Raw genomic sequence first — 20600 nt, 5'->3', positions numbered from 1 at the left:
AATGTAAATTATGTGATAAAGTGTAGGGGAGAGTAGTCAAATTAGGGAGGTAGTCGCATGGCCAAGGTAACCAATCTCACCTTACGGCATAAGCTAGTGTATTATTTATATGTAAGGAATTATACGACTGAGGGGACTTTCCGAGCAGTCATTCCTGATTTACCACGTTTACAGGCATTAGGTGTGGATATTATTGTCTTTCAGTCGATATTCCCCACCACTCAATTGGTTCAGAGTGAAGACAATGAAGGGAACCCCTTTATTATCAAAGATTTTGATGGAGTGAATCCTGAATATGGTAGCTTAGAGGATTTCCAGGCCTTGGTCGATGCCATTCATGAGTTAGGCATGCAGGCCGTTATTAATTTGCAACTCTTCCATTTGGCCCGTGACTCGAAATTAGTGTCAGAACATCCAGAGTTTTTCTTGCAGGATGAAGAGGGTAACTTTATGAGTCGGATGAGTGTTTATGACACTTCATACGATTTAGATTATACTAACCCAAAATTATGGGACTATTTGATTGAACGGTTAGAGTATTGGGCGACTTTGGTTGATGGTTTTTCAGCTAACCATTCGCAGTTGGTACGTCCAGAATTTTGGGCATCAGCACGAGCAGAAGTTGAAGACGTTCACCCATATTTTTATTGGTTGGCGGGTGTGATGCCTAACCGTTTCATGCAAGAAATTTGTATCGGTGATATTCCTTATCTTACCTTTAGTGAGTTGTCTGCGTATTTTGACTTAATTGATAATGGCGCTCACATGGCTTGGTGCCAGAAATTCTATAAAGGGGACTTATCCTTAGAAAATTTTGCCTACTTTTTGAACTGGTCTGAACTAAATACCCCGTCAACAGCAGTGCGCTTGCAGTCATTAGAATACATTGGTCATCCACGCTTGGCGCAAGGCGTTCAAGAGCCACAAATGTTAGCCAACTGGACAGCTTTCTCCTTCTTTCAAAAAGGATCAGCTGCCCTTATGATGGGTCAAGAATATGGTATCAATAAGGAAATCAATTTTCGCCATAAGGACGCCATAGATTGGACTGTGAAGACAGATTTATCATCAGTGATTGCGACTATGGCTAAGATTAAGAAACGTGAAGAATGTAAGAATGGGTATTATGTCGTCCAAGCCTGTCCACCTAATGTGCTCTTATGTTCCTACCATTATTATGACCGTCACCTGTTCGCAAGCTTTAAATTACGCCCAGACCAAGAAACTTATCATATTCCCCTAGATATTCCTAAAGGAGACTACCACTCCCTCTACGATGACCAAATTTATCATGTGGACCAAGACGGGATTCAGGTTGGAGACCAACCTGTGATTATCGAATACCAAGGAGAAATAGAAATTCCTCGCTTTAAATAAAAAGGAGACGATTATGTATCAATTATTTGCCTTTGATGTTGATGGTACCTTAGTTAATTCTGACAAAGAAGTGACCCTGAAAACTCAAGCTGCCCTAGAAAAATTACATGACTTAGGACATAAAGTAGTGATTTCTTCAGGACGTCCATTTCATGGTGTAGAACTGATTGCCGATAAGGTCGGTGCTGACCTGATTGATTATGTGTCTTGTTTTAATGGCGGGCTAGTGAAAGACCTCCATAGTGGCCAAGTGGTGACTCAAAGTCAGCTGTCGCTAGAAGAGGTGAAAGAGTTAGCTCATCAAGCTCAAGAAGGTGGCGTGGATATACATTTCTATAATGATACCCAACTCTTAACGCCGCAAGCGCCCCAACATGACTATATGACGATTGAAGAAAAACTTGTCGATATGCCCATTACTGTCATTGACTTAGATGACTTAACAGAAGGCACTACCAAAGTTATGTTTACTGGACCGCCTAAATTATTGGACCAGATACAGTCTCAACTGCCGGCTGATTACCCCAACCGATTTTCTATCGTTAAGAGTGAGCCTTACTTTTTAGAGTTTAATCCTAAAGGAATTGATAAAGGAAGTTCCCTAGCAATTTTGGCCGACCAACTAGGTTTGGCTAAGAGCGAAGTAATGACTTTTGGTGATCAAAATAATGATCAATCTATGATTGAATGGGCAGGGATGGGTGTTGCTATGGGTAATGCCATCCCAGAGCTCAAAGAAATCAGCGATTATGTCACTAGCAGTAATGATGATGAAGGGATTGCACAAGCCTTGGAAGCCTTAGTTTTTAAAGACCAAGACTAGGAGAATAAATAGTATTATGGACCATACTTTGCTATACTTTGACTAAGAATACCCAAAAAAGGAGTCGAAAAAATGGTAGAACAAGTGAAATTAGATGCAATTAATGCTATTCGTACCTTGAGTATGGATATGATTGATGAAGCCGGTTCCGGCCACCCAGGCTTACCTATGGGAGCAGCTCCGATGGCTTATGTGCTCTGGGCCAATCATATGCATCAAAACCCTCTAGAATCTCATTGGACTAACCGTGACCGTTTCGTTTTATCTGCTGGTCATGGGTCAGCCATGCTCTACAGCATGCTCCACCTATCTGGCTATCAAATTTCATTAGAAGATTTGAAAAATTTCCGTCAATATGAATCTAAAACGCCCGGTCATCCAGAAGTTCATTATACTGATGGTGTAGAAGCAACTACAGGCCCTCTAGGACAAGGGATTGGGAACGCAGTTGGAATGGCCATGGCAGAAGCCCATGATGCGGCTATCTATAATACGGATGCGCATAAAATTGTTGACCATTATACCTTTGCCTTATGTGGTGATGGTGACTTAATGGAAGGCGTGTCTCAGGAAGCAGCCTCACTTGCTGGTCATTTGAAACTAGGTAAGTTAATTATGCTTTATGACTCAAATGATATCTCCTTGGATGGGCCAACCTCAAAAGCTTTTACCGAAAATGTTGGTGACCGTTTCCAAGCTTATGGTTGGCAATATCTTCGTGTAGAAGATGGTAATGACTTAGACGCCATTGATGCGGCTATTAGCCAAGCCAAAGAAAACACTGATCAACCGACATTAATCGAAGTTAAGACAGTGATTGGTTATGGCGCTGAAAATCAAGGAACTAGTCAAGTGCACGGGGCACCGCTTGGTGAAGAAGGGTCTGCCTTTGCCAAATCTAACTATGGTTGGAAATATGATCGTTTTGATATTCCTCAAGCGATTTATAATCATTTCCATGAAGTGATTTTAGAAGATGGTAAGCAAGCCATGGCGGATTGGCAGGCGACATTCAATGATTACCAAGAAGAAAATCCTGATTTAGCTAAACAATTCTTACGAGCTTATTCAGGTGAACTACCAGCTGATTGGGATAAAGACTTACCCGTTTACCAGTATGGTGATGAAGCTAAAGCGTCACGTAAAACTAGCCAAGCAGCCATTCAGGCTATTGGTAAGGCCTTACCAGAATTCTGGGGAGGGTCAGCTGACTTATCTTCATCCAATAACACTATGAATGATGAAGACCAGGATTTCCAAGCCGGTCAATACCAAGGACGAAACATTTGGTATGGAGTAAGAGAGTTTGCCATGGGTGCAGCCATGAATGGTATTGCCTTACACGGAGGGTCAAAAACTTATGCAGGCACATTCTTTGTCTTCTCAGATTATGTGCGTCCTGCCATTCGATTGGCTGCTCTATCTCATTTACCAGTGACCTATGTCTTTACCCATGACTCTATTGGTGTTGGTGAAGATGGACCAACCCATGAACCGGTAGAACAATTGGCTTCCTTTAGAGCCATGCATAACGTTAACGTGATTCGACCAGCCGATGGAAATGAAGTGAATGCAGCTTGGCGGATTGCCTTAAATGCGACTGATCGTCCTAATTTATTGGTTCTTAGTCGGCAAAACTTGCCAGTATTAGAAAATAGTCAAGAATTAGCGGCTACAGGTGTTGAGCGAGGAGCCTATGTGATTTCACCTGCTCAAGGTCAAAAGCCAGAAGGAATTTTAATCGCAACAGGTTCAGAAGTGGCCCTAGCTATTGAAGCACAAAAACAATTGTTAGATGCTGGCCATGATGTGCAAGTTGTTTCTATGCCATCTCAAGAGCTCTTTAATGAGCAAGATTCAAGTTACCAAGAAAGTGTACTTCCAGCTGCGGTCACTAAACGGCTTGCCATTGAAATGGGATCGTCATTTGGTTGGGAACGTTATGTTGGTCTTAACGGTAAAGTATTAGGGATTGATAATTTTGGTGCTTCAGGTAAGGGGCAAGTGGTTCAAGAAGCTTATGGCTTTACCCCTGAGAATGTGGTTGCCACTTATCAAAGTTTGTAAGATGATTATTAGGACACTGGTAATTAGCCAAGAAGGAGAGAGGTCATGAAATTTTTCTTAGATACTGCCAATATTGATGAGATCAAACGTATTAATGACCTAGGTTTAGTGGATGGTGTGACAACTAATCCATCTTTAGTTGCTAAGGAAGGTCGCGACTTTGAAGAAGTCATCAAAGACATCGCTAATACTGTTAGTGGACCAGTGTCGGCTGAAGTAGTGGGACTAGAATATGAAGAAATGCTATCTGAAGCCAGACAATTGGCTAAATGGGCAGATAATGTTGTGGTGAAAATTCCTATGACAGAAGCAGGGTTAAAGGCTGTGAATACATTGTCTCAGGAAGGAATCAAGACCAACGTGACTTTAATTTTCTCAGTTGCCCAAGGTTTACTAGCAGCTAAAGCGGGCGCCACTTATATTTCACCATTTATTGGTCGTATTGATGATATGGGACAAGATGGGCTTAAATTGATTGCTGAATTGCGTGAAGTCTTAGATACTTATGGCTATGATGCCGAAATTATTGCAGCGTCAATCCGTCATATCGGTCATTTTGAAGGTGCCGCCCTGGCCGGAGCTCATATTGCCACTGTACCAGGAAGCCTCTTCCCTAAATTATGGGGCCATGTTCTAACTGACAAAGGGATTGCTGGTTTTCTAAAAGATTGGCAAGCTTATCAAGAGGCAAAATAATAGGAGTAAACTATGAATTTACGAGCAATCTTTTCGCAGTATTCTGCTCGTCCCTTAGGTGTTAGTCATTATTACGCTGTCCTCATACCCATTGTGACAATTGATGGTAAGCGCGTGGTTCTTTTTGAATCGCGCGCTTATGGTATTTCCCAGGGTGGGGATACATCCTTTCCAGGGGGCCGAGTAGAGGCAAATGAGAGTTTTGCCCAGGCAGCGGTGCGGGAATGTTGTGAAGAGTTAGGTGTACGAGCAGAACAAATCGAATTATTGGGTGAGATGGATTACCTCGTTAGTGGCAATCGTATTATCGCTTGTTTTGTTGGTGAAATTGCTATTGATTCTTTAGACGATTTATCAATTAATCAAGATGAGGTAGCTTATGCCTTTGCAGTATCCCTAAGTCACCTCATGAATCAAGAACCGGAAAGCTATTCGATTTATAGTGAAAGTCACATGGATGAAAATTTTCCTTATCATCGGATTCCTGGAGGTGAAGATTATCCCTTCCATCATCGCAGCCAACGTGATATCCTCTTTTATGATGTGGGTGACCATCTCTTATGGGGGATGACTGCCAAACTCACCCAAAGATTTATTGAAATTATAAGAGAAAGTAGCGTGTAAATATGATGGAAAACAAAACCAAGCAGCTGACACGGCTGAGTTTATTAATTGCGGTGTTGGTGATTCAAACCTTTGTGCCAGGGATTGGTTATATTCCAATTGGGCCTATTCAGGCAACAATCATTCATATTACTGTTATTGTAGGAGCATGTTTGTTTGGACGAAAGACGGGTTTTGTTTTAGGTTTATCATGGGGTGTCTTGCGGATGATTAAGGCCATGTTGATGCCAGATATTTTGTCTGTCGTATTTATTAATCCCTTGGTGTCAGTCTTACCACGCTTATTGGTGGGTTGGATTTCGGGGGTTGTGGCGGATTTTTTAGGTCGTTATCTTAGTACTAAAACAAGCTACACTTTAACCGGGGTTATTGGCTCAATTGTTAATACCGTTACCGTCTTAACTGCCATTTATCTTTTTGCTGGGGAATCCTACGCTGACGCTTTAGGTATACCAGAAACCGCTTTAATGGCAACCTTTATTGCGGCAATGGGGAGTAATGGTGTATTAGAAGCCGTAGTTTCAGGAATTTTAACCCCCCTATTAGCCACGCCATTAGCTAGAGGAATTAAGCAATCGAAATTAGTGTAAATAAAAACGCAGTCAAAATTTTAACTTGATTGCGTTTTTTTGTTATTATTATGCATTTGGGAGTCTGAATACAAGAAGCGGGCGATGTAGTCGAAGAGTTGGTAGCTTTCAGTGAGATCATAGAGTTGGAAGAGATGGAACATTTCTGGGAATTCTTGATAAAAAATACGGTGTTGGACACGGTTGGCCCGAGCGAGAAATTGTCGACAAGAGTCTAGCAATAATTCATTGCCACCAACATAGAGAGATAGGCTGCTTTGATGAGAAAAATCAGTGGCAATTGGATTAACCAGTGGGTCATCAAGATCACGGTTACCAGCTAGTCGCGCCATTAGTTTCTCTAATCCGTAGGGCGCTAAAACGACGTCATGCTGGTCGGCATGGCTAGACACATAATTACCAATTTTAGTGCTTAAGATAGGTGAAATTAGGGCAGTATGTAGGGGCAGAGGAAGCTTTTCTCGGTAGAGATAATCGTTAAAACCTAGCGCAATACTAGCCCCTAATGAGGCGCCTAAGACGACAATTTGTTTGGCGTCATAGGCTTCCAGTAAGTCTCGATAATAATTTTCTAAAGCTTGGTAAATAGTATCAACCGAGTGAGCTAAGGGACTCGGGATTTCGGGAACATAAATTGAAGCTGTTGTATAGTTAGCAAGGCGGCTCAAAAATTGCCAATGAAGGTAAGGCATCTCAATCCCTTCAACCGATCCATAGAGATATAGGATTATAGTTTCTGCCCTGTGGTCGCTATCTGCTTGGACATGGTAGGTTTTTAATGAGTAACCAGTCATTGCTTGAATTTGAAAACGTCGCTGCCAACGTCTAGGCAATCTTTGTTTGGTAGGTTGTAAGCGGTCAGGGTTAAAAGAGTCAGCAAAAACCTTGGGATTAGCCAATTTTTCTTTGGTATTAATAATAGGTAGTACTTGGTTTTCGATGAAGCGACTTTTTAGGCTACGGTGGCTATTACGATTATTGATATAAGCCTTAGTTAATCTTAGTCCCGAGAAAATTGTTGCTAAGCTTAGTAACATTTTTGTTTTTCTTGTCACCATTTTAACCCCTCCTAAGCATTATTATATACTGGAATATTTAAAGGAACAATGTATAAGCTAAGTCAAAAAATGAGGAAAAGTTGACAAAGTTCTTAGGGTCGGGCATAATACAAGGTGTTGAATGCTGTAGCCTAGTAATCATTGATGGATTTAGAGAGAGTCTGTTTGCTGCAAAGACTAACCCGCTCAATGGTGAACCTACTATAGTCACTTGCTCTAATCCAGCACGGTAGTTCCGTTACCACTAAGTGAGAGAAGTATGAATTTTAGGGTTATCCTAGATTTTCATGACTTAATTAAGGTGGCACCGCGAGCATTTCGTCCTTTTAGGATGAAGTGCTTTTTTTATTATGAGAAAGGATGTTATAAATGGGAAAAAAAGCTGAAACACATTTACAAGAAACTGATTTTTCAAAGTGGTATTTGCAAGCCATTCAGCAAGGGGACTTGTTTGCTTATGGACCAGTAAGAGGGACAATTATTTTTAAACCGGATGGCTATGAACTATGGGAACGCTACAAGGAAGCCTTTAATGCACGTTTACAAGCAGAAGGTATCCGCAATGCTTACTTCCCAATGTTGATTCCAGAATCTTATTTCTTGAAGGAAAAAGACCATGTAGAAGGCTTTGCACCTGAATTACCATGGGTCACTGAAGCTGCTGGTGAAGAATTAGAAGAACGTTTAGCGCTACGCCCTACCTCAGAAACAGTGATTGGGGGCGCGATGTCAGAATGGATCAATTCTTACCGTGACTTGCCAATGGAATTAAACCAATGGGCCAACGTCTTCCGCTGGGAAAAACGGACCCTACCATTCTTGCGGACTTCAGAGTTCTTGTGGCAAGAAGGTCATACCGCTCATGCGTCAGAAGAAGAAGCCAGAGAGCGGACAATGACGATGCTTAAAATTTATGAAGAGTTATGTGAAGACCTATTAGCTATGCCAGTTTATTCTGGTCAGAAGACGCCTTCTGAACGTTTTGCTGGTGCGGTCGATACTTATTCAATCGAAGCCATGATGAAAGACACCAAAGCCGTTCAAGCTGGAACCTCTCATTATATGGGTACTAACTTTGCTGATGCTTTTGATATCAAATATTTAAACTCTGACAATGAGCATGTCTTGGCCTATACGACCTCATGGGGAACATCAACCCGTCTGTTAGGCGCACTTATCATGACTCATGGCGATGAACAAGGCTTAGTTTTGCCTCCGAAGATGGCAGCAACTCAAGTTGTCCTTATTCCAGCGGGTAACATGAAGAAAAATCCTGAGGTCCTAGATCGCTTAGTTGAATTACGGAGCGAGCTACAAGATGCTGGTTTACGCGTACGTTTGGATGACTCTAATAATTCAGCTGGTTATAAGTTTAATGATGCTGAGGTCCATGGTGTGCCATTACGGGTAGAATTTGGGCCTCGCGATATGGCTAACGACCAAGTTATGATTAAAATGCGTGACCTTGATGATAAAGAAAGTCTGCGTTTAGAAGGGTTAGCTGAAGCCATCCAGGAACGCTTAGATACCATGCAAGTTCGTCTCTTAGATAAGGCTAAGGAATTCCGCAAAACCCATGAGCATTATGATATTGATACGCTTGAAGACCTAAAAGCTCATATTGCTAAATGCGAAGAAAATGGTCAACGACCAGGTTGGGTATTAGCTGGTTGGGACGGTACTGACGAATCAGAAGCTGCCATCAAAGAAGCTACTGGTTTCACTAGCCGGAACATTCCGTTTGACCCGCCGATGGAAAAATCAGTTGACCTCTACTCAGGCAAACCAGCCAAATACACCGTCTGGTTCGCCCGCGCTTATTAATAAGAAAGTGATGAATGGAACGGTGGGACTATCTTTAAGAGCGTAACTGTAAGAATAGCCACCAACTGTTCCCTATAATATACGTGAGTAATAAAAAATCCGGAGAAGTTCAACTGATCAATGAACTGCTCCGGATTTTTCACTATTAGTATATTATTTTTTAATAATTATTCTGGCAAGATCAAGTTTAAGATAATACCAGTCATAGCGGCAAGGGCGGTACCTGAGAAGGTCACCACACCGATATCGAGAACTGCACCACCTAAGCCGAGTACTAGCATAGCAGAAGTAATAATCAGGTTACGTACTTGGTTGAAGTCTACTTGACGTTCAATCAATACCTTTAGCCCGTTACTAGCAATAACACCATAGAGGAGAATAGACATACCGCCTAGTACTGCGTTTGGAATGGTAGTGATTAAGGCAGTAAATTTACCGAAACATGCCAAGAACATCGCAATAATAGCAGCGTTTCTCAAAATACTTACAGAAGCGTTCTTGGTCATACCAATAACCCCAGTATTTTCTCCATATGTGGTATTAGCAGGTCCACCCAAGAAGGCAGAAACAGCGGTGGCTACCCCATCACCGATAAGGGTACGGTGGAGTCCAGGTTGTTTGAGGAAAGGGCGTCCGACAATCTCACTCAAGACAGTGTGGTCACCAATATGTTCGGAGATTGTTACAATGGCCACTGGTAAGATTGCCATAGCTTCCGGACCGAAATAAAGCTGGTAAGAATTAAAGTGTTCAGTTGCAAAGGGAAGGTAGAATTCAGGTAATTGCAACCATGGCGCTTCAATGACAGGTGTAAAATCAACTAAGCCTAGAACTAAGGCAATTATGTATCCGCCAAAAATACCGATTAAAAAGGGAATAATCCGCATAAATCCTTTTCCGCGAGTGTTAACAAAAGCACAAATAAGGAAAGTGGCAGCAGCTACTACCATATTACGCCAGTCTCCACCCTCAATGAAGTCAGCATTGCTAACAGCCGAGCTCGCTAAACCTAAACCAATAACAATAATCATAGGGCCAATAACAATAGGCGGTAAGATATAGTCAATCCATTTGGTCCCCAAAGCTTTGACAAAGAGAGCGACAATGACATAAATAATCCCTGTCATAATTACCCCAGTTTGGGCAGCAGAAGGATCGCCACCCATTTGCTCAATCGCATATTTCATTGCTGCGATAAAGGCAAAGGAAGACCCTAAATAAACTGGGACCTGGCTCTTAGTAGCAAATTGATAAATCAATGTGCCTAATCCCGAACAAAACAAGGCTACTGACACCGGCATGCCTAAAAGCAAAGGGACTAAAATAGTTGCTCCAAACATGGCAAAAATGTGTTGGAAACTCATCACCAAACCTTGACCAATAGGTGGGGTATCTTCCGGTTGGAAAAGCATTTCTTTTTTCTTAACGTCTAACGATTCCATCGAATCATGCACTCCTTTTTGGGCATAGAAAAAGCCCTTTATTTTGCTAAAGGACTTTTAGGCACAAGGGATGTGCTATAACTGTGATGTTCTTTTCTTATCTCACGGGATAAGTTTAAAAGTCCTTAACTTTTGAAAGTATAGCAGAGAAAAATCAATCTGGCAAGAAAAAATCAGGATAACAAAATTGTGGATAGATAGAAAATAAAAATAAGCAAAAAAGAAAACGTTTCCTAAAAACCCTTTCATTATTGTTGGGAAGATGATATACTATCTGTGAGGCAATCTTGTCCTCTGATTAAGATTGCATCATCCTTTCATTTTTGTTTTTTCCTTTTTCACCCTCCATAGTTGTGGAGGGTGTTTTATATTGTAAAGGAAAAGTGAATGTCTATATAAAAAACATTTATTGTTAAACGAAACATGAGATTAAAAAAGCTGGGTGATTGTGAGGTCCCAGCTTCTTCAATGTTATTCAATTTTACCAGCTGCAATTTCTTCTTTATAAAGTTGTGCTTGCTTTTGTTTAAATTGACTAATTTCTTTTCTTACTTCGTCATTAATATTCCATATAATCGTAAAAGCTAGAATAGATCCCAAAGCTCCTAGAGCAGGGCCTATTAAATTAGTCATACTCAATCCTCGAATTGTTGATTCAGCTTGACGTAATCCTGCATTAGTCAGGTCAGGGTTGTAACCTATCCAACTAATTATTAGAACTACTAGGGATTGAGCGATAGTTTGCCCAAGTCGGCGAGAAAACATGAAACTACCGTAAAGAGTTCCCTCATTACGTTTGCCAAGAGTGAATTGATTGTAGTCTACTGATTCAGCAAGCAACCCCCATTGTAATTGAACACCTAAATTTAATAAAGTTGCGGCTGATCCTGCCCAAATAATATAAACAAGTCCTGGTAATTCTGCAATCATTAAGCTAAAGAATAGAGAAACAAAAAGTGTAATTGAAATCGCCATAATAATACGCAATAGATTAACTGAGCCATTGGTAAACTGGACTAGTTTAGGCACAAATATAAGAATGATTACTGATACCGTTACTTGTACAATTGAAGCGATTGATAATAATCCAATATTTCCAAACACATCTGCTACCATATATGAACTAGTTCCATTATACATAGCTTCTCCGAAAGATAGAAAAATTGAGTGAACGATTAAGGCAACATAGGCTGGATTTTGACGTAAAGTTGACCATATATCAGAAAATTTAACAGAGTCTTGATGTTCGTCCACATATTTAGCAGCTTCATTACGTTCTTCTGTAAATATATAATGGGTAAAGATTAGTACAGCAGCCAATGAAGCCGCTACTATTGAAGCAATCATGTAGCCAAATTGACTCTCACCTACATGGGCTAATACTTGAGAAATAGCGATAGAACCAACTAAAGCTCCAAAGTTTGAACCTAAACCTCGAAAAGAAGAGAGGGTGGCCCGTTCTGTATCGTTTACTGCCATGACTCCTTGAATTGATCCCATAGCAATATTAATCATAGTATATCCTGCTTCATAAATGATTTTGGTAATAAAAAGTGTTGCTAAAGCAAGTATACCTTTAAGATGAGATGGTGCTGAGAATAAGGCTATAAGTCCTAAGCATATAATAGGAATTGATGCTAAGATCCAAGGTCTAAATTTATCATCCGAAGCTTTTCGATGTTCAAAAAGTCTGTCTATAATATTGCCCATTAATGGATCGTTTAAAGCATCCCAAATATTCCAAACTATTAATAAAATTGATAAAGTCTCAAAGGATACTCCGACGATATTTGTGATATAACGATTCATATAAGTTTGAGCCATCACTAAGGTAACAACACCACCCGCGTCTCCAGCTGCGTACCCTACACGATGCTTCCAAGATAACTTATTAGTTTCTGGAGTATATTTTTCTTCAATAGCAGTCATTCTATACCCTCCTAATTAAACAACTCTTCAGCAACTGCTTTTGACCAAGCAATCATTCGTTTACCATCATTAGATAATAAAAAGTTTTCTTTAACTTGTTGATTTACATAACTAGCAAATTTTTTTAAATAATCTTGCTTATCTTTATATAAGGTCTGTAATAATTTCGTATTAAAATAAACCATAGAACCATTTACACTAGCTGATTGATTTTTATCTGTGTATCCAGGTTCAATAGCATTAGCGTGATAATGAGCTATTGGAACCTCAACATAAGCGGATCGGAGCCCTCCACGACCGTTTCCAAATTCATCTTTATCTATATGACCTTTGCTGTCTCGATTAATTAAAAGATTTTCGGACGGACAATAGTCTTCTTGTGCCCATTTATGAAGAGCCTCAAGGCAACTGTTAACATAATAAGCTAATTGAATGTTGTTGACTGTGTAATTATATTCTCCATCTAAAAGCTTAGCAGGGTTTTTAGTTTTAACAATTTCGCTATTATCAGGGATTAAGGGTGAGGCTGGATCGGTATGAGGGCTAGACGCTAGCTCATAATGTCTGATAGGCTCGAGAGTATTATTTATTTCAGATAGTACTTGATTACGATTAACCATAGATTCGAAAAGATTGATATCTCCTTGGGAAGATAATAGTATGAATGGGCGTTTTAGCTGTTTAGGAAGTAATTGCTTTTTGCTTGAAAAAAAGGAGTTTGGATTTTCGTATTGATTAAGATCCCGCATAACGCCTGCTCCGACTACATTTAAATAGCCATCAAAAATATTTTCTACAAACTGGTGAAAATAATATACATAAGAATTTAAATACATACCTGATTGCGATTGACCGGTTAGGTAGAGTTCTTGCACAGGATAGTTAGATAGGCCTTCTAGTAAATTATTTTTTATAGCATACCCTAATTGACTAATTATATCCCATATTAATCCTTCTTCGGTTCCAGGTATTGACATTGTTGGACTGATAGTTGTAGGCATAGGAGCAGTTTCTGGACTGGACCAATTCAAACTTTGATAGCGATTATAGTCGAAATTTTTTAGTGAAAGGACATTGATTGGCTTAGATGTTATTCCAATATAAATATGGCCATTCTCTAAATAATATTGGTAAGATCGGCGCCATACATCTTCGATATCATAACCATTTGAAGCATTATATATATCTAAATATACTCGACCACTAAAATGATCAGGGTTGGGTTTTCTTATCATAATACGGGTTTTATAAGGTTGATTGCTGTATTTAACCTCAGCGACTTTTTCACCTTGATATATATTTGCTTTTCCAGAAATAAAATACTCTTCTTCTTTATATTTATAGGCTGTTAAGTCAACAGGTTGACGAGCAAAAGCGTTAGCAGAAAAAGGGTGACTATCTTGAGTAATTGGAATAGGTCCTTCTTGACTTATGTTTTGTTTTATTGTGTCGTTAATATCTTGATTCATACGTATTTCTCCTTAAGATTATTCAAAAAATTTTTGTATTACTATAGTAAATTAGAGTACTAAGCTAATTTTGAGGGTGTTTCTTGTTGATAATATTTTTCCGTTAGAACAGCTATTACGTGATTGTACATCTACTTGTACTGAATCTTCACTTCCGAAGCGTAATGAGGATCTTTAGAGAGTTGATTATGTTATTTGGCCAATATAAATTCTAACCGTTTAAGTTTTGATTCTTATTAATAATGCCATAGTCTTGGTTAAAAAAGCTCTTGGTAAAATAGAAGTTGATTATATTTTTTAAAAAATTATTAAATGATGGGATAGTTTGGTTGTTGTTAACAACATGGTCATAGCTAGCTTGTATGTGGATATCAAATTTTGGGCATTGGTATTTCTCAAAAAAACAAAAGCGCTTACATAAAGGTTAATGTAAGCGCCTAAAAAAGTCTTATTATATTATGACAAATTTGTGTTATTTTGTGACATATTTAGCTTTCTATAATCACTTGGGGTAATTGATAAAGCGTTTTTAAAAACTTTTGAAAAGTGCTGTGATGAATTGTATCCTACTAGTAAGGCAATTTCTACAATACTTAAATTTGTTTGGCTTAAAAATTTTTGAGCTTCTCGTATTCTAACTTTACTGATTTTTTCTCCTATTGTTATATAGGTAGCTTGTTTATACTTCCGTGATATATATTCGCGACTAAAGTTGAAATGGTCTGCTATGTCCTGAACTGTTAGTTTATTCATAAAATTAGTTTCTATGTATTGGTCTACACGGGATTGAAAAGTGAGTTTATGATTAATAAAGTTACGATAAGTAGGATCTAGATAGATGTAAAGAAATTCAGAAAGTAAAGTATCCAGTTGACCTAATGATTGACTTTCTTCAATTAAAATTGCGTATTTTTCAGCTGTATAGTGAGAAAGTACGGTGTCAAGCCCGCCATATTCGGCCATCAAACAACACATAGAATTCATAGAAAGCATATGGTTTTTTGCTGACCGTAAATGTGATGTCTTGATTCGGTTAGATAATCCTAATTGAGAAAATATATCTCCTTTTAAACTCACTAAGTCTAAATGGTGCTGATATTTCTCGATTTTAGCTGAGCGAATATCTTCTAACATTTCAAAACGATAATGATGACTAGTTAGTATTTCTTTCTTACTAATTGACATACAATGTACTCCTATTTTGAATTCAAATTTATTTTAATATAAAGAATGTAAAAAAACCAACTTTTATCCTAAAGAGAAATGTTATATTTATTGATTAGAATCCGATTTAAATTGTAATAAATTTTAGTTAAAAGGCTCAGTGCGCAAGTTTAATTTGTGCACTGAGCCCTTTTTATTCGCCGTCCTTACTTTCTTGTTGGCGTTTGCGTTGAGCTTGGATGTCTTTAACTTTTTGTGGCGTGACATCGTTGCCTTCTGGGTCTTCAACTTTGGTATTGAGTAAGACCTCCTTGAAGTTAGAACGGAATTGTTTAAGGTATGTTTGCCGTAGTTCTTTTTGCTCGGCCTTTTCTTCTTCTGTTAAGCTACCAGCTTTTTGCTTACTAGCTAGCTCATTGATTCGTTTGATTAGTGCATCCATATCCATGGCTTAAGACTCCTTTATTTAGAATTTGAGTCGCTCATACCATTCTTTAGCGGCCCGTAATTCGTCACTGGTAATGGAATGGCCAGCTGTTTCCCAGTGTAAATTAACTTCGCCACCCATTTCTTCAATCTCTTTAGTGAGTTGTTGACTTTCTTCTGGAGCACAGATAGGGTCGTTATTACCGGCAGCAATAAAGATTTGACTTTTGTCTAGCTTTTCTTTGGGGCCATCTGCGAAAGGGACCATAGGATGGAGTAAGAGGGCAGCCGAATAAGGGTTGGCGTAACTGTAAAGGCTAGCAGCAATTAGGTTCGCCCCGTTAGAATAGCCAAGTGGTATGATGCGATTCACGTCAAATTTTTTTTCCTGAGCAAGGTCAGCAATAAAAGTATACAGGTCTTGGACATGGTATTTCAAGTTTTCTTCATCAAATTGGCCAGGAGCCAAGCGTTTAAAAAATCGATTCATACCATTTTCGGGTTCATTACCTCTTAGGCTGAGCAAGTTGGCATTGGGATCGATAAAGCGACCAATATCTAAGAGATCATTTTCGTTGCCACCCGTTCCGTGTAGGAGCAAGAGTGTATTAGCGTTTTCTTTGTCACTAGGGATATAACGATAAGTGTATGACATAGATAATCCTCCTATAAGTTAAACATCCAGTTTGGGTAAGTGGTTAAGAATGTCAGTTTTTTTGTCTAGATGAAGGTCGGGAATAATGAGTTTTTCTCCTAAATGTTCAGCATCTTCGTTGATAGCAAAACCTGGGCCTTGGGTGGCTAATTCAATTAATAATCCGCCTCGTTCTCTAAAATAAAGGGAGTGGAAATAGTCGCGGTTCTTTAGTTCAGAGGTGTGTAAGCCTTGTTTTGTCATGGCAGCTTTCCAATCGGATAGGTCTTGGTCATTGTTGACGCTAAAGGCCAGATGGTGGACTGTTCCCACTTGGAAACGACCATATTTACCACTGTTTTGGCTGATTTCCAAAAAGTCGTTTTGTTTAGGAGAACGTAAGCGAACAAAGTCGGCATCTTCTTCAACGATTTGCCAAGCAAAATATTGGGTAAAGAGTTGGTGTGTGAGTTCAGGCCGATGGGAAAGAATTCTAACCCCGGCAATGCCTTGGATGGCTTTGTCTTGGGGAATATCAGATTGACTACTAGGTGTTGAACTTGGGTATTTACTGGCAAGAAGGCGATAGGCCAAGCCGTTTTGATCAGTAAAGTGCAAGTAGTCTTGTCCTAAAGTTTGTCCTTTCTCATAAGAAATATGGTGTTGGTCTAAGCGTTGGCCCCAGAAATCAAGACTATCTTTGCCAACAGCTAAATAGGTGATTGTGACTTGGCCATCACCTATTTTTCCTAGTGACCCATTAGGCCAAGGGAAAAAAGTGATGAGACTACCAGGATTAGCTGCTTGGTCGCCAAAATAGAGGTGGTAAGTATAGGGGTCATCATAATTAACGGTTTGTTTCACTAAATGTAGACCAAGAAAATCGCGATAAAAGCTCACTGTTAACTCGGGATCAGAAACGATAGCAGAGATATGATGGATGGATTGGATAGGTTTTAGCATGGATGGCCTCCTTTACTGGCGTTAATCTAAATTATTTCATATTCGAATTAATTATAAGGGAAAGCAATAAAGGATGCAAATTCGTTGTTTGTCTTGGATTGTAAAAAATAAGTAAACAAAGTGTTGAGATGGCCATTTTACAATTAAAATCTGCTATGATAAGACTAAGAAAAGGAAGCAATCAGAAAGGTGAGAACAAATTATGCAGAGTCAAGAAAATGCTTTGGCCCGAGAATATAGTGAACGTCGCCCCTTTGGTAAACGCGATATTATTGGCTATTTCTTTGGAGACTTTGGGAGCAATCTCTCTTACAGTGTCGTTACTTACTATTTAATGATTTTTTATGTCTCGTATATTGGTATTAATCCTGTCCATTTTTCAGCGATTATGTTGTTGACGCGGGTCCTAGATGCAGTGAATGACCCAGTGATTGGCTATATGTCAGACCGAATGAAACCCATTAACGGGAACAAATACAAACCTTGGATTTTAGTGGGCGGACCGTTTTTAGCTCTGATTTCAGCCTTTATGTATTATGATTCTTCCCACATGGCTTATGGGGGACGACTGCTCCTATGTGCTGTGACTTATATTTTATGGGACCTGGCTTATACCTTGGTCAATATTCCTTATGGGACGTTGAATTCAGTGATTTCAAACAAGGCCACTGAACGAACCAAGTTATCCACTGCGCGATCAGTGGGAGCGGGAGTGGCTAAATTACCAATCGCCCTGATTCCGTTATTGGTTTATCAAGATGTTTACCGTAATGGACAATTAGTGAATGAATTTAAAGGGGAGCGCATGTTCCCTGTAATGATAGGACTTGGCTTTTTTGCATTAATTTCCTTTATGATTTTATATTTTAATGTTGAAGAGCGGGTAAAACCTAAAAATCAGGAAGCTGCTCAACAAGCACCTTTTCTAGAAACAATTAAGTCATTATTTGCTAACCGACCACTTTTGGCTCAAGTGATTGCAGGAACTGCACAAACTATTTTTATCTATTCTGCTTCTCAACTTCATCAAATGACCTTACAAGTTAAATTCAATAATGGGGCGTTATTTTCTTGGTTTACTTTGATTGAGATTATGCCTCTAGCTTTAGGTATATTTTTAGTAACGCCACTGGTGAGACGTTTTGGTAAACGACGGACGATTGTTTATCCTTTAACGGGGGCTTTGGTGATTTATACGGCTATGCTTGTATTGCCAATAGATAATGTCTGGGTATGGATTTCGCTCTTAGCCTTGGCAAATGCCTTTACTTTTGGTTTCCAACTCTTATCTTGGGCAATGATTTCTGATGCTGTTGACTATCATGAGTGGAAACATGGGCACCGTTCTGATGGCTCCTTGTATTCGTCATATATTTTCTGTCGTAAGATTGGAACAGCCTTGTCTTCATCAATGGTCCCACTTCTGATTAGTTTTGTGGCTCCAACGCTGCAACTTAATCAATCAGAAACTTGGACCACTGCAAATGTGAATGCTATAACCAATCTTTCAATTCTATTCCCTTTAATTGGATTTGCTCTAGTTTATGTGGCTTATCGTTTTGTGTTCAACATTTCTGACGAAGACTATCAACAAATGCAAAGAGATCTCAACCATTCTGATAGTTAAGAATGAGAGAACAAAAAATGGGATGGGAGGGTTCAGCGATTATGCTGGCCCTCCCATCCTTTTAATATTTGGCCTTTTCTTGTTAATACTTAGCCCTTTTGGTAGAATAAGGTGAATTAGAGCACTTATTAGGAGGAAGACAAATGCGAACATTGGCAATTGATACAGCAACACAATCTTTGAGTATTGCCTTGCTAGCGGACAATCATTTGGTGGCAGAAACGAATACCAATACTAAAATTCAACATTCAACCCAGTTGTTGCCTTTGTTAGCTAGTTTATGTCGTAATGTAAACTGGTCAGTGGATAGCTTGGACCAAGTTTTGGTGACTCGGGGACCTGGTTCATATACGGGTTTGCGAATCGGTGTTACTGCGGCTAAAACTATTGCTGCATCTTTAGATTTGCCTTTGTACTCCGTGTCATCACTATTGGCCCTAGCCGCCGAATCAAGTGTTAAGCCGGGCGATATTGTGATTCCCTTTATAAATGCTCGTCGTCAAACGGTCTTTGCAGCCGCTTATCACTATAAAAATGAGACTTGGGAAGAAATTTTACCTGCCAGTCATCAAAAATTTGACCAAGTCCTAGCTAAGTGCCAAGAGCTGGTGGACGATTTGAACCAATTACGATTAGTGAGTCCTGACACAGAAGTCTTTCATGAAACGATTCAGGCTAGTTTGGGCGAAAACTTCTACCAAAAGCAAGTAGATACAAGCTTTATTCATGCCAGCCAGTTGATTCACCTACCCTTGAGTGCAGAAGATTATGATACCTTTGTTCCGGATTATGCCAAACAAGCTGAAGCCGAAGAAAATTGGTTGGCTGCCCATCCCGATTCCATTGGAAGAGAGGAATCCTATGTGGAAAGAATCGATTGAATGTATTAAACGACGTTTTTGGCAATGGGATTTTTTTCGCTTGCCTGTTTGGGTTGGTGATAGTCTATATCTACTGGAACAGACAAGTGATTGGCCTGGTGTGGGTGATTTAAGTATGCGTCTATCAGACACTAATCTAATTAAAGATATGGTAGTGGTTGAGCAGGCGGCTTACCAAGGGCTTTTGCCTTGGGATGCGCGTGACCTCTTGTATGATATGACGCAAAACAAGGATGCGTTTTATATTCAGGCTTTGGTTGATTACAATTTAGTGGCTTTTATTGGTCTGCGACGTGACCTCAGAGACGTGCATATTTCGAACCTAGTCGTATTACCAGAATACCAGTCACAGAGTATAGGTCATCGCTTATTAGAACAGGCCGTTCATTGTGCGAAGTTATTGGATCGGCAATCTTTATCTTTGGAGGTTAGAGCGTCTAATTATGGTGCCCAACGTTTTTATCGGCGTCATGGTTTTAACTTTGGTGCTAGTAAAAGTAACTATTACTTGGATAATCATGAAGATGCTATAATAATGACTTTGGAATGGGAGCAAAGTGATGAAGATTAGACGATTGGTGGCTGCCGATAAAGCAGCCGTGATGCAGGTCTTCATAGCAGCTTATCACAATCACAGCGGTTCTTGGTCTGAGCAATCTTTGGATGATAACTTAAATGATAGTAAGTATTATTTTTTGGGCGTGTGGCAAGGAAACCATTTGCTAGCAGTGAGCCAATTTCTCTGTGTATTAGATAGTGCTGACTTGGTGAATATGACGGTTCATCCCGATTTTCAAAATCAAAATCTAGGCAATGAACTCTTGAAGCAAAGTTTAGCAAGACTACAATCAATGGGGATTAGTCAATGTTTTTTGGAAGTGAGAGAATCTAATCTCCCTGCTAAGCGACTTTATGAAAAAAATGATTTTGCTTTGATTGATCATCGCCCCCATTATTATCGTGACACTCAGGAAACTGCCTTGGTTTATCAATGGAAAGGATAGAA

19 protein-coding genes are annotated in these 20600 nt (G+C 39.5%); 11 read left to right on the top strand and 8 right to left on the bottom strand.

The features are described from left to right. The first annotated feature begins 57 nt into the window (after window positions 1-57). From OW157_RS04475 to OW157_RS04450, 6 genes are all read left to right on the top strand, one after another. The gene (locus OW157_RS04475; RefSeq protein ID WP_268752135.1) at window positions 58-1377 is read left to right on the top strand and encodes an alpha-amylase family glycosyl hydrolase; all 1320 of its coding nucleotides are present in this window, start codon (window positions 58-60) and stop codon (window positions 1375-1377) included. A gap of 13 nt (window positions 1378-1390) precedes the next feature. Next, complete coding sequence (locus OW157_RS04470) at window positions 1391-2200, top strand: Cof-type HAD-IIB family hydrolase (protein ID WP_268752134.1); 810 nt, start codon at window positions 1391-1393, stop codon at window positions 2198-2200. 72 nt (window positions 2201-2272) lie between these two features. Beyond that, a complete protein-coding gene (gene tkt / locus OW157_RS04465; protein ID WP_268752133.1) occupies window positions 2273-4267 on the top strand; it encodes a transketolase in 1995 nt (664 codons plus the stop codon). A 45-nt stretch (window positions 4268-4312) separates the two neighbouring features. Beyond that, window positions 4313-4963, top strand: coding sequence for a fructose-6-phosphate aldolase (gene fsa, locus OW157_RS04460; RefSeq protein WP_268752132.1), 651 nt, complete (start codon window positions 4313-4315; stop codon window positions 4961-4963). 12 nt (window positions 4964-4975) lie between these two features. Then, window positions 4976-5587 (top strand): NUDIX hydrolase, encoded by a 612-nt coding sequence (locus tag OW157_RS04455; protein WP_268752131.1) that lies wholly within the window; start codon window positions 4976-4978, stop codon window positions 5585-5587. Between the two features lie 2 nt (window positions 5588-5589). Continuing rightward, window positions 5590-6177 (top strand): ECF transporter S component, encoded by a 588-nt coding sequence (locus tag OW157_RS04450; protein ID WP_268752130.1) that lies wholly within the window; start codon window positions 5590-5592, stop codon window positions 6175-6177. A gap of 20 nt (window positions 6178-6197) precedes the next feature. On the opposite strand, the gene OW157_RS04445 is transcribed toward OW157_RS04450, so the two are convergent. Then, on the bottom strand, window positions 6198-7235 hold the full coding sequence (locus OW157_RS04445; protein ID WP_268752129.1) for an alpha/beta hydrolase fold domain-containing protein: 1038 nt from the start codon (window positions 7233-7235) through the stop codon (window positions 6198-6200). 369 nt (window positions 7236-7604) lie between these two features. Between OW157_RS04445 and proS the strand changes: the two genes are divergently transcribed. Further along, entirely contained in the window at window positions 7605-9059 is a 1455-nt protein-coding gene (gene proS, locus OW157_RS04440) for a proline--tRNA ligase (protein ID WP_268752128.1), read from the top strand. 167 nt (window positions 9060-9226) lie between these two features. Here proS and OW157_RS04435 read toward each other — a convergent pair whose 3' ends face one another. The 7 genes from OW157_RS04435 to OW157_RS04405 form a co-directional block, all read right to left on the bottom strand. Further along, complete coding sequence (locus OW157_RS04435; protein ID WP_417882742.1) at window positions 9227-10501, bottom strand: uracil-xanthine permease family protein; 1275 nt, start codon at window positions 10499-10501, stop codon at window positions 9227-9229. A 471-nt stretch (window positions 10502-10972) separates the two neighbouring features. Continuing rightward, window positions 10973-12430 (bottom strand): MFS transporter, encoded by a 1458-nt coding sequence (locus tag OW157_RS04430; protein ID WP_268752127.1) that lies wholly within the window; start codon window positions 12428-12430, stop codon window positions 10973-10975. An 11-nt stretch (window positions 12431-12441) separates the two neighbouring features. Then, window positions 12442-13899, bottom strand: a complete 1458-nt coding sequence (locus tag OW157_RS04425) for an alpha/beta hydrolase domain-containing protein (protein ID WP_268752126.1) — start codon at window positions 13897-13899, stop codon at window positions 12442-12444. Window positions 13900-14355: 456 nt separating this feature from the next. Further along, the gene (locus tag OW157_RS04420; protein WP_268752125.1) at window positions 14356-15084 is read right to left on the bottom strand and encodes a helix-turn-helix transcriptional regulator; all 729 of its coding nucleotides are present in this window, start codon (window positions 15082-15084) and stop codon (window positions 14356-14358) included. 172 nt (window positions 15085-15256) lie between these two features. After that, the gene (locus OW157_RS04415; RefSeq protein ID WP_268752124.1) at window positions 15257-15511 is read right to left on the bottom strand and encodes a DUF896 domain-containing protein; all 255 of its coding nucleotides are present in this window, start codon (window positions 15509-15511) and stop codon (window positions 15257-15259) included. A gap of 18 nt (window positions 15512-15529) precedes the next feature. Next, the gene (locus tag OW157_RS04410) at window positions 15530-16144 is read right to left on the bottom strand and encodes an alpha/beta hydrolase (RefSeq protein ID WP_268752123.1); all 615 of its coding nucleotides are present in this window, start codon (window positions 16142-16144) and stop codon (window positions 15530-15532) included. An 18-nt stretch (window positions 16145-16162) separates the two neighbouring features. Continuing rightward, the gene (locus tag OW157_RS04405; protein WP_268752122.1) at window positions 16163-17086 is read right to left on the bottom strand and encodes a VOC family protein; all 924 of its coding nucleotides are present in this window, start codon (window positions 17084-17086) and stop codon (window positions 16163-16165) included. A gap of 202 nt (window positions 17087-17288) precedes the next feature. Between OW157_RS04405 and OW157_RS04400 the strand changes: the two genes are divergently transcribed. The 4 genes from OW157_RS04400 (at window position 17289) to rimI (OW157_RS04385) (ending at window position 20598) form a co-directional block, all read left to right on the top strand. After that, complete coding sequence (locus OW157_RS04400; RefSeq protein WP_268752121.1) at window positions 17289-18713, top strand: MFS transporter; 1425 nt, start codon at window positions 17289-17291, stop codon at window positions 18711-18713. 143 nt (window positions 18714-18856) lie between these two features. Then, complete coding sequence (tsaB, locus tag OW157_RS04395) at window positions 18857-19594, top strand: tRNA (adenosine(37)-N6)-threonylcarbamoyltransferase complex dimerization subunit type 1 TsaB (protein WP_268752120.1); 738 nt, start codon at window positions 18857-18859, stop codon at window positions 19592-19594. Beyond that, window positions 19575-20165 (top strand): ribosomal protein S18-alanine N-acetyltransferase, encoded by a 591-nt coding sequence (rimI, locus tag OW157_RS04390; protein ID WP_268752119.1) that lies wholly within the window; start codon window positions 19575-19577, stop codon window positions 20163-20165. Before tsaB ends, rimI (OW157_RS04390) begins: the two co-directional genes overlap by 20 nt. Then, a complete protein-coding gene (rimI, locus tag OW157_RS04385) occupies window positions 20155-20598 on the top strand; it encodes a ribosomal protein S18-alanine N-acetyltransferase (protein WP_268752118.1) in 444 nt (147 codons plus the stop codon). The genes rimI (OW157_RS04390) and rimI (OW157_RS04385) overlap by 11 nt, the downstream gene beginning before the upstream one ends. Window positions 20599-20600 lie beyond the last annotated feature (2 nt).

Origin of the sequence: Aerococcus kribbianus (assembly GCF_026805545.1) — a bacterium.
GTDB classification, from domain to species: Bacteria; Bacillota; Bacilli; order Lactobacillales; family Aerococcaceae; genus Aerococcus; species Aerococcus kribbianus.
Note: the sequence above shows the minus strand (reverse complement) of the source record. Positions and strands in the feature narration are given on the sequence as shown.

Coding starts and splice junctions, on each gene's coding strand:
- OW157_RS04475 (WP_268752135.1), top strand. CDS start 58: ATGGCCAAGGTAACCAATCTCACCTTACGGCATAAGCTAGTGTATTAT.
- OW157_RS04470 (WP_268752134.1), top strand. CDS start 1,391: ATGTATCAATTATTTGCCTTTGATGTTGATGGTACCTTAGTTAATTCT.
- tkt (WP_268752133.1), top strand. CDS start 2,273: ATGGTAGAACAAGTGAAATTAGATGCAATTAATGCTATTCGTACCTTG.
- fsa (WP_268752132.1), top strand. CDS start 4,313: ATGAAATTTTTCTTAGATACTGCCAATATTGATGAGATCAAACGTATT.
- OW157_RS04455 (WP_268752131.1), top strand. CDS start 4,976: ATGAATTTACGAGCAATCTTTTCGCAGTATTCTGCTCGTCCCTTAGGT.
- OW157_RS04450 (WP_268752130.1), top strand. CDS start 5,590: ATGATGGAAAACAAAACCAAGCAGCTGACACGGCTGAGTTTATTAATT.
- OW157_RS04445 (WP_268752129.1), bottom strand. CDS start 7,235: ATGGTGACAAGAAAAACAAAAATGTTACTAAGCTTAGCAACAATTTTC.
- proS (WP_268752128.1), top strand. CDS start 7,605: ATGGGAAAAAAAGCTGAAACACATTTACAAGAAACTGATTTTTCAAAG.
- OW157_RS04435 (WP_417882742.1), bottom strand. CDS start 10,501: ATGGAATCGTTAGACGTTAAGAAAAAAGAAATGCTTTTCCAACCGGAA.
- OW157_RS04430 (WP_268752127.1), bottom strand. CDS start 12,430: ATGACTGCTATTGAAGAAAAATATACTCCAGAAACTAATAAGTTATCT.
- OW157_RS04425 (WP_268752126.1), bottom strand. CDS start 13,899: ATGAATCAAGATATTAACGACACAATAAAACAAAACATAAGTCAAGAA.
- OW157_RS04420 (WP_268752125.1), bottom strand. CDS start 15,084: ATGTCAATTAGTAAGAAAGAAATACTAACTAGTCATCATTATCGTTTT.
- OW157_RS04415 (WP_268752124.1), bottom strand. CDS start 15,511: ATGGATATGGATGCACTAATCAAACGAATCAATGAGCTAGCTAGTAAG.
- OW157_RS04410 (WP_268752123.1), bottom strand. CDS start 16,144: ATGTCATACACTTATCGTTATATCCCTAGTGACAAAGAAAACGCTAAT.
- OW157_RS04405 (WP_268752122.1), bottom strand. CDS start 17,086: ATGCTAAAACCTATCCAATCCATCCATCATATCTCTGCTATCGTTTCT.
- OW157_RS04400 (WP_268752121.1), top strand. CDS start 17,289: ATGCAGAGTCAAGAAAATGCTTTGGCCCGAGAATATAGTGAACGTCGC.
- tsaB (WP_268752120.1), top strand. CDS start 18,857: ATGCGAACATTGGCAATTGATACAGCAACACAATCTTTGAGTATTGCC.
- rimI (WP_268752119.1), top strand. CDS start 19,575: ATGTGGAAAGAATCGATTGAATGTATTAAACGACGTTTTTGGCAATGG.
- rimI (WP_268752118.1), top strand. CDS start 20,155: ATGAAGATTAGACGATTGGTGGCTGCCGATAAAGCAGCCGTGATGCAG.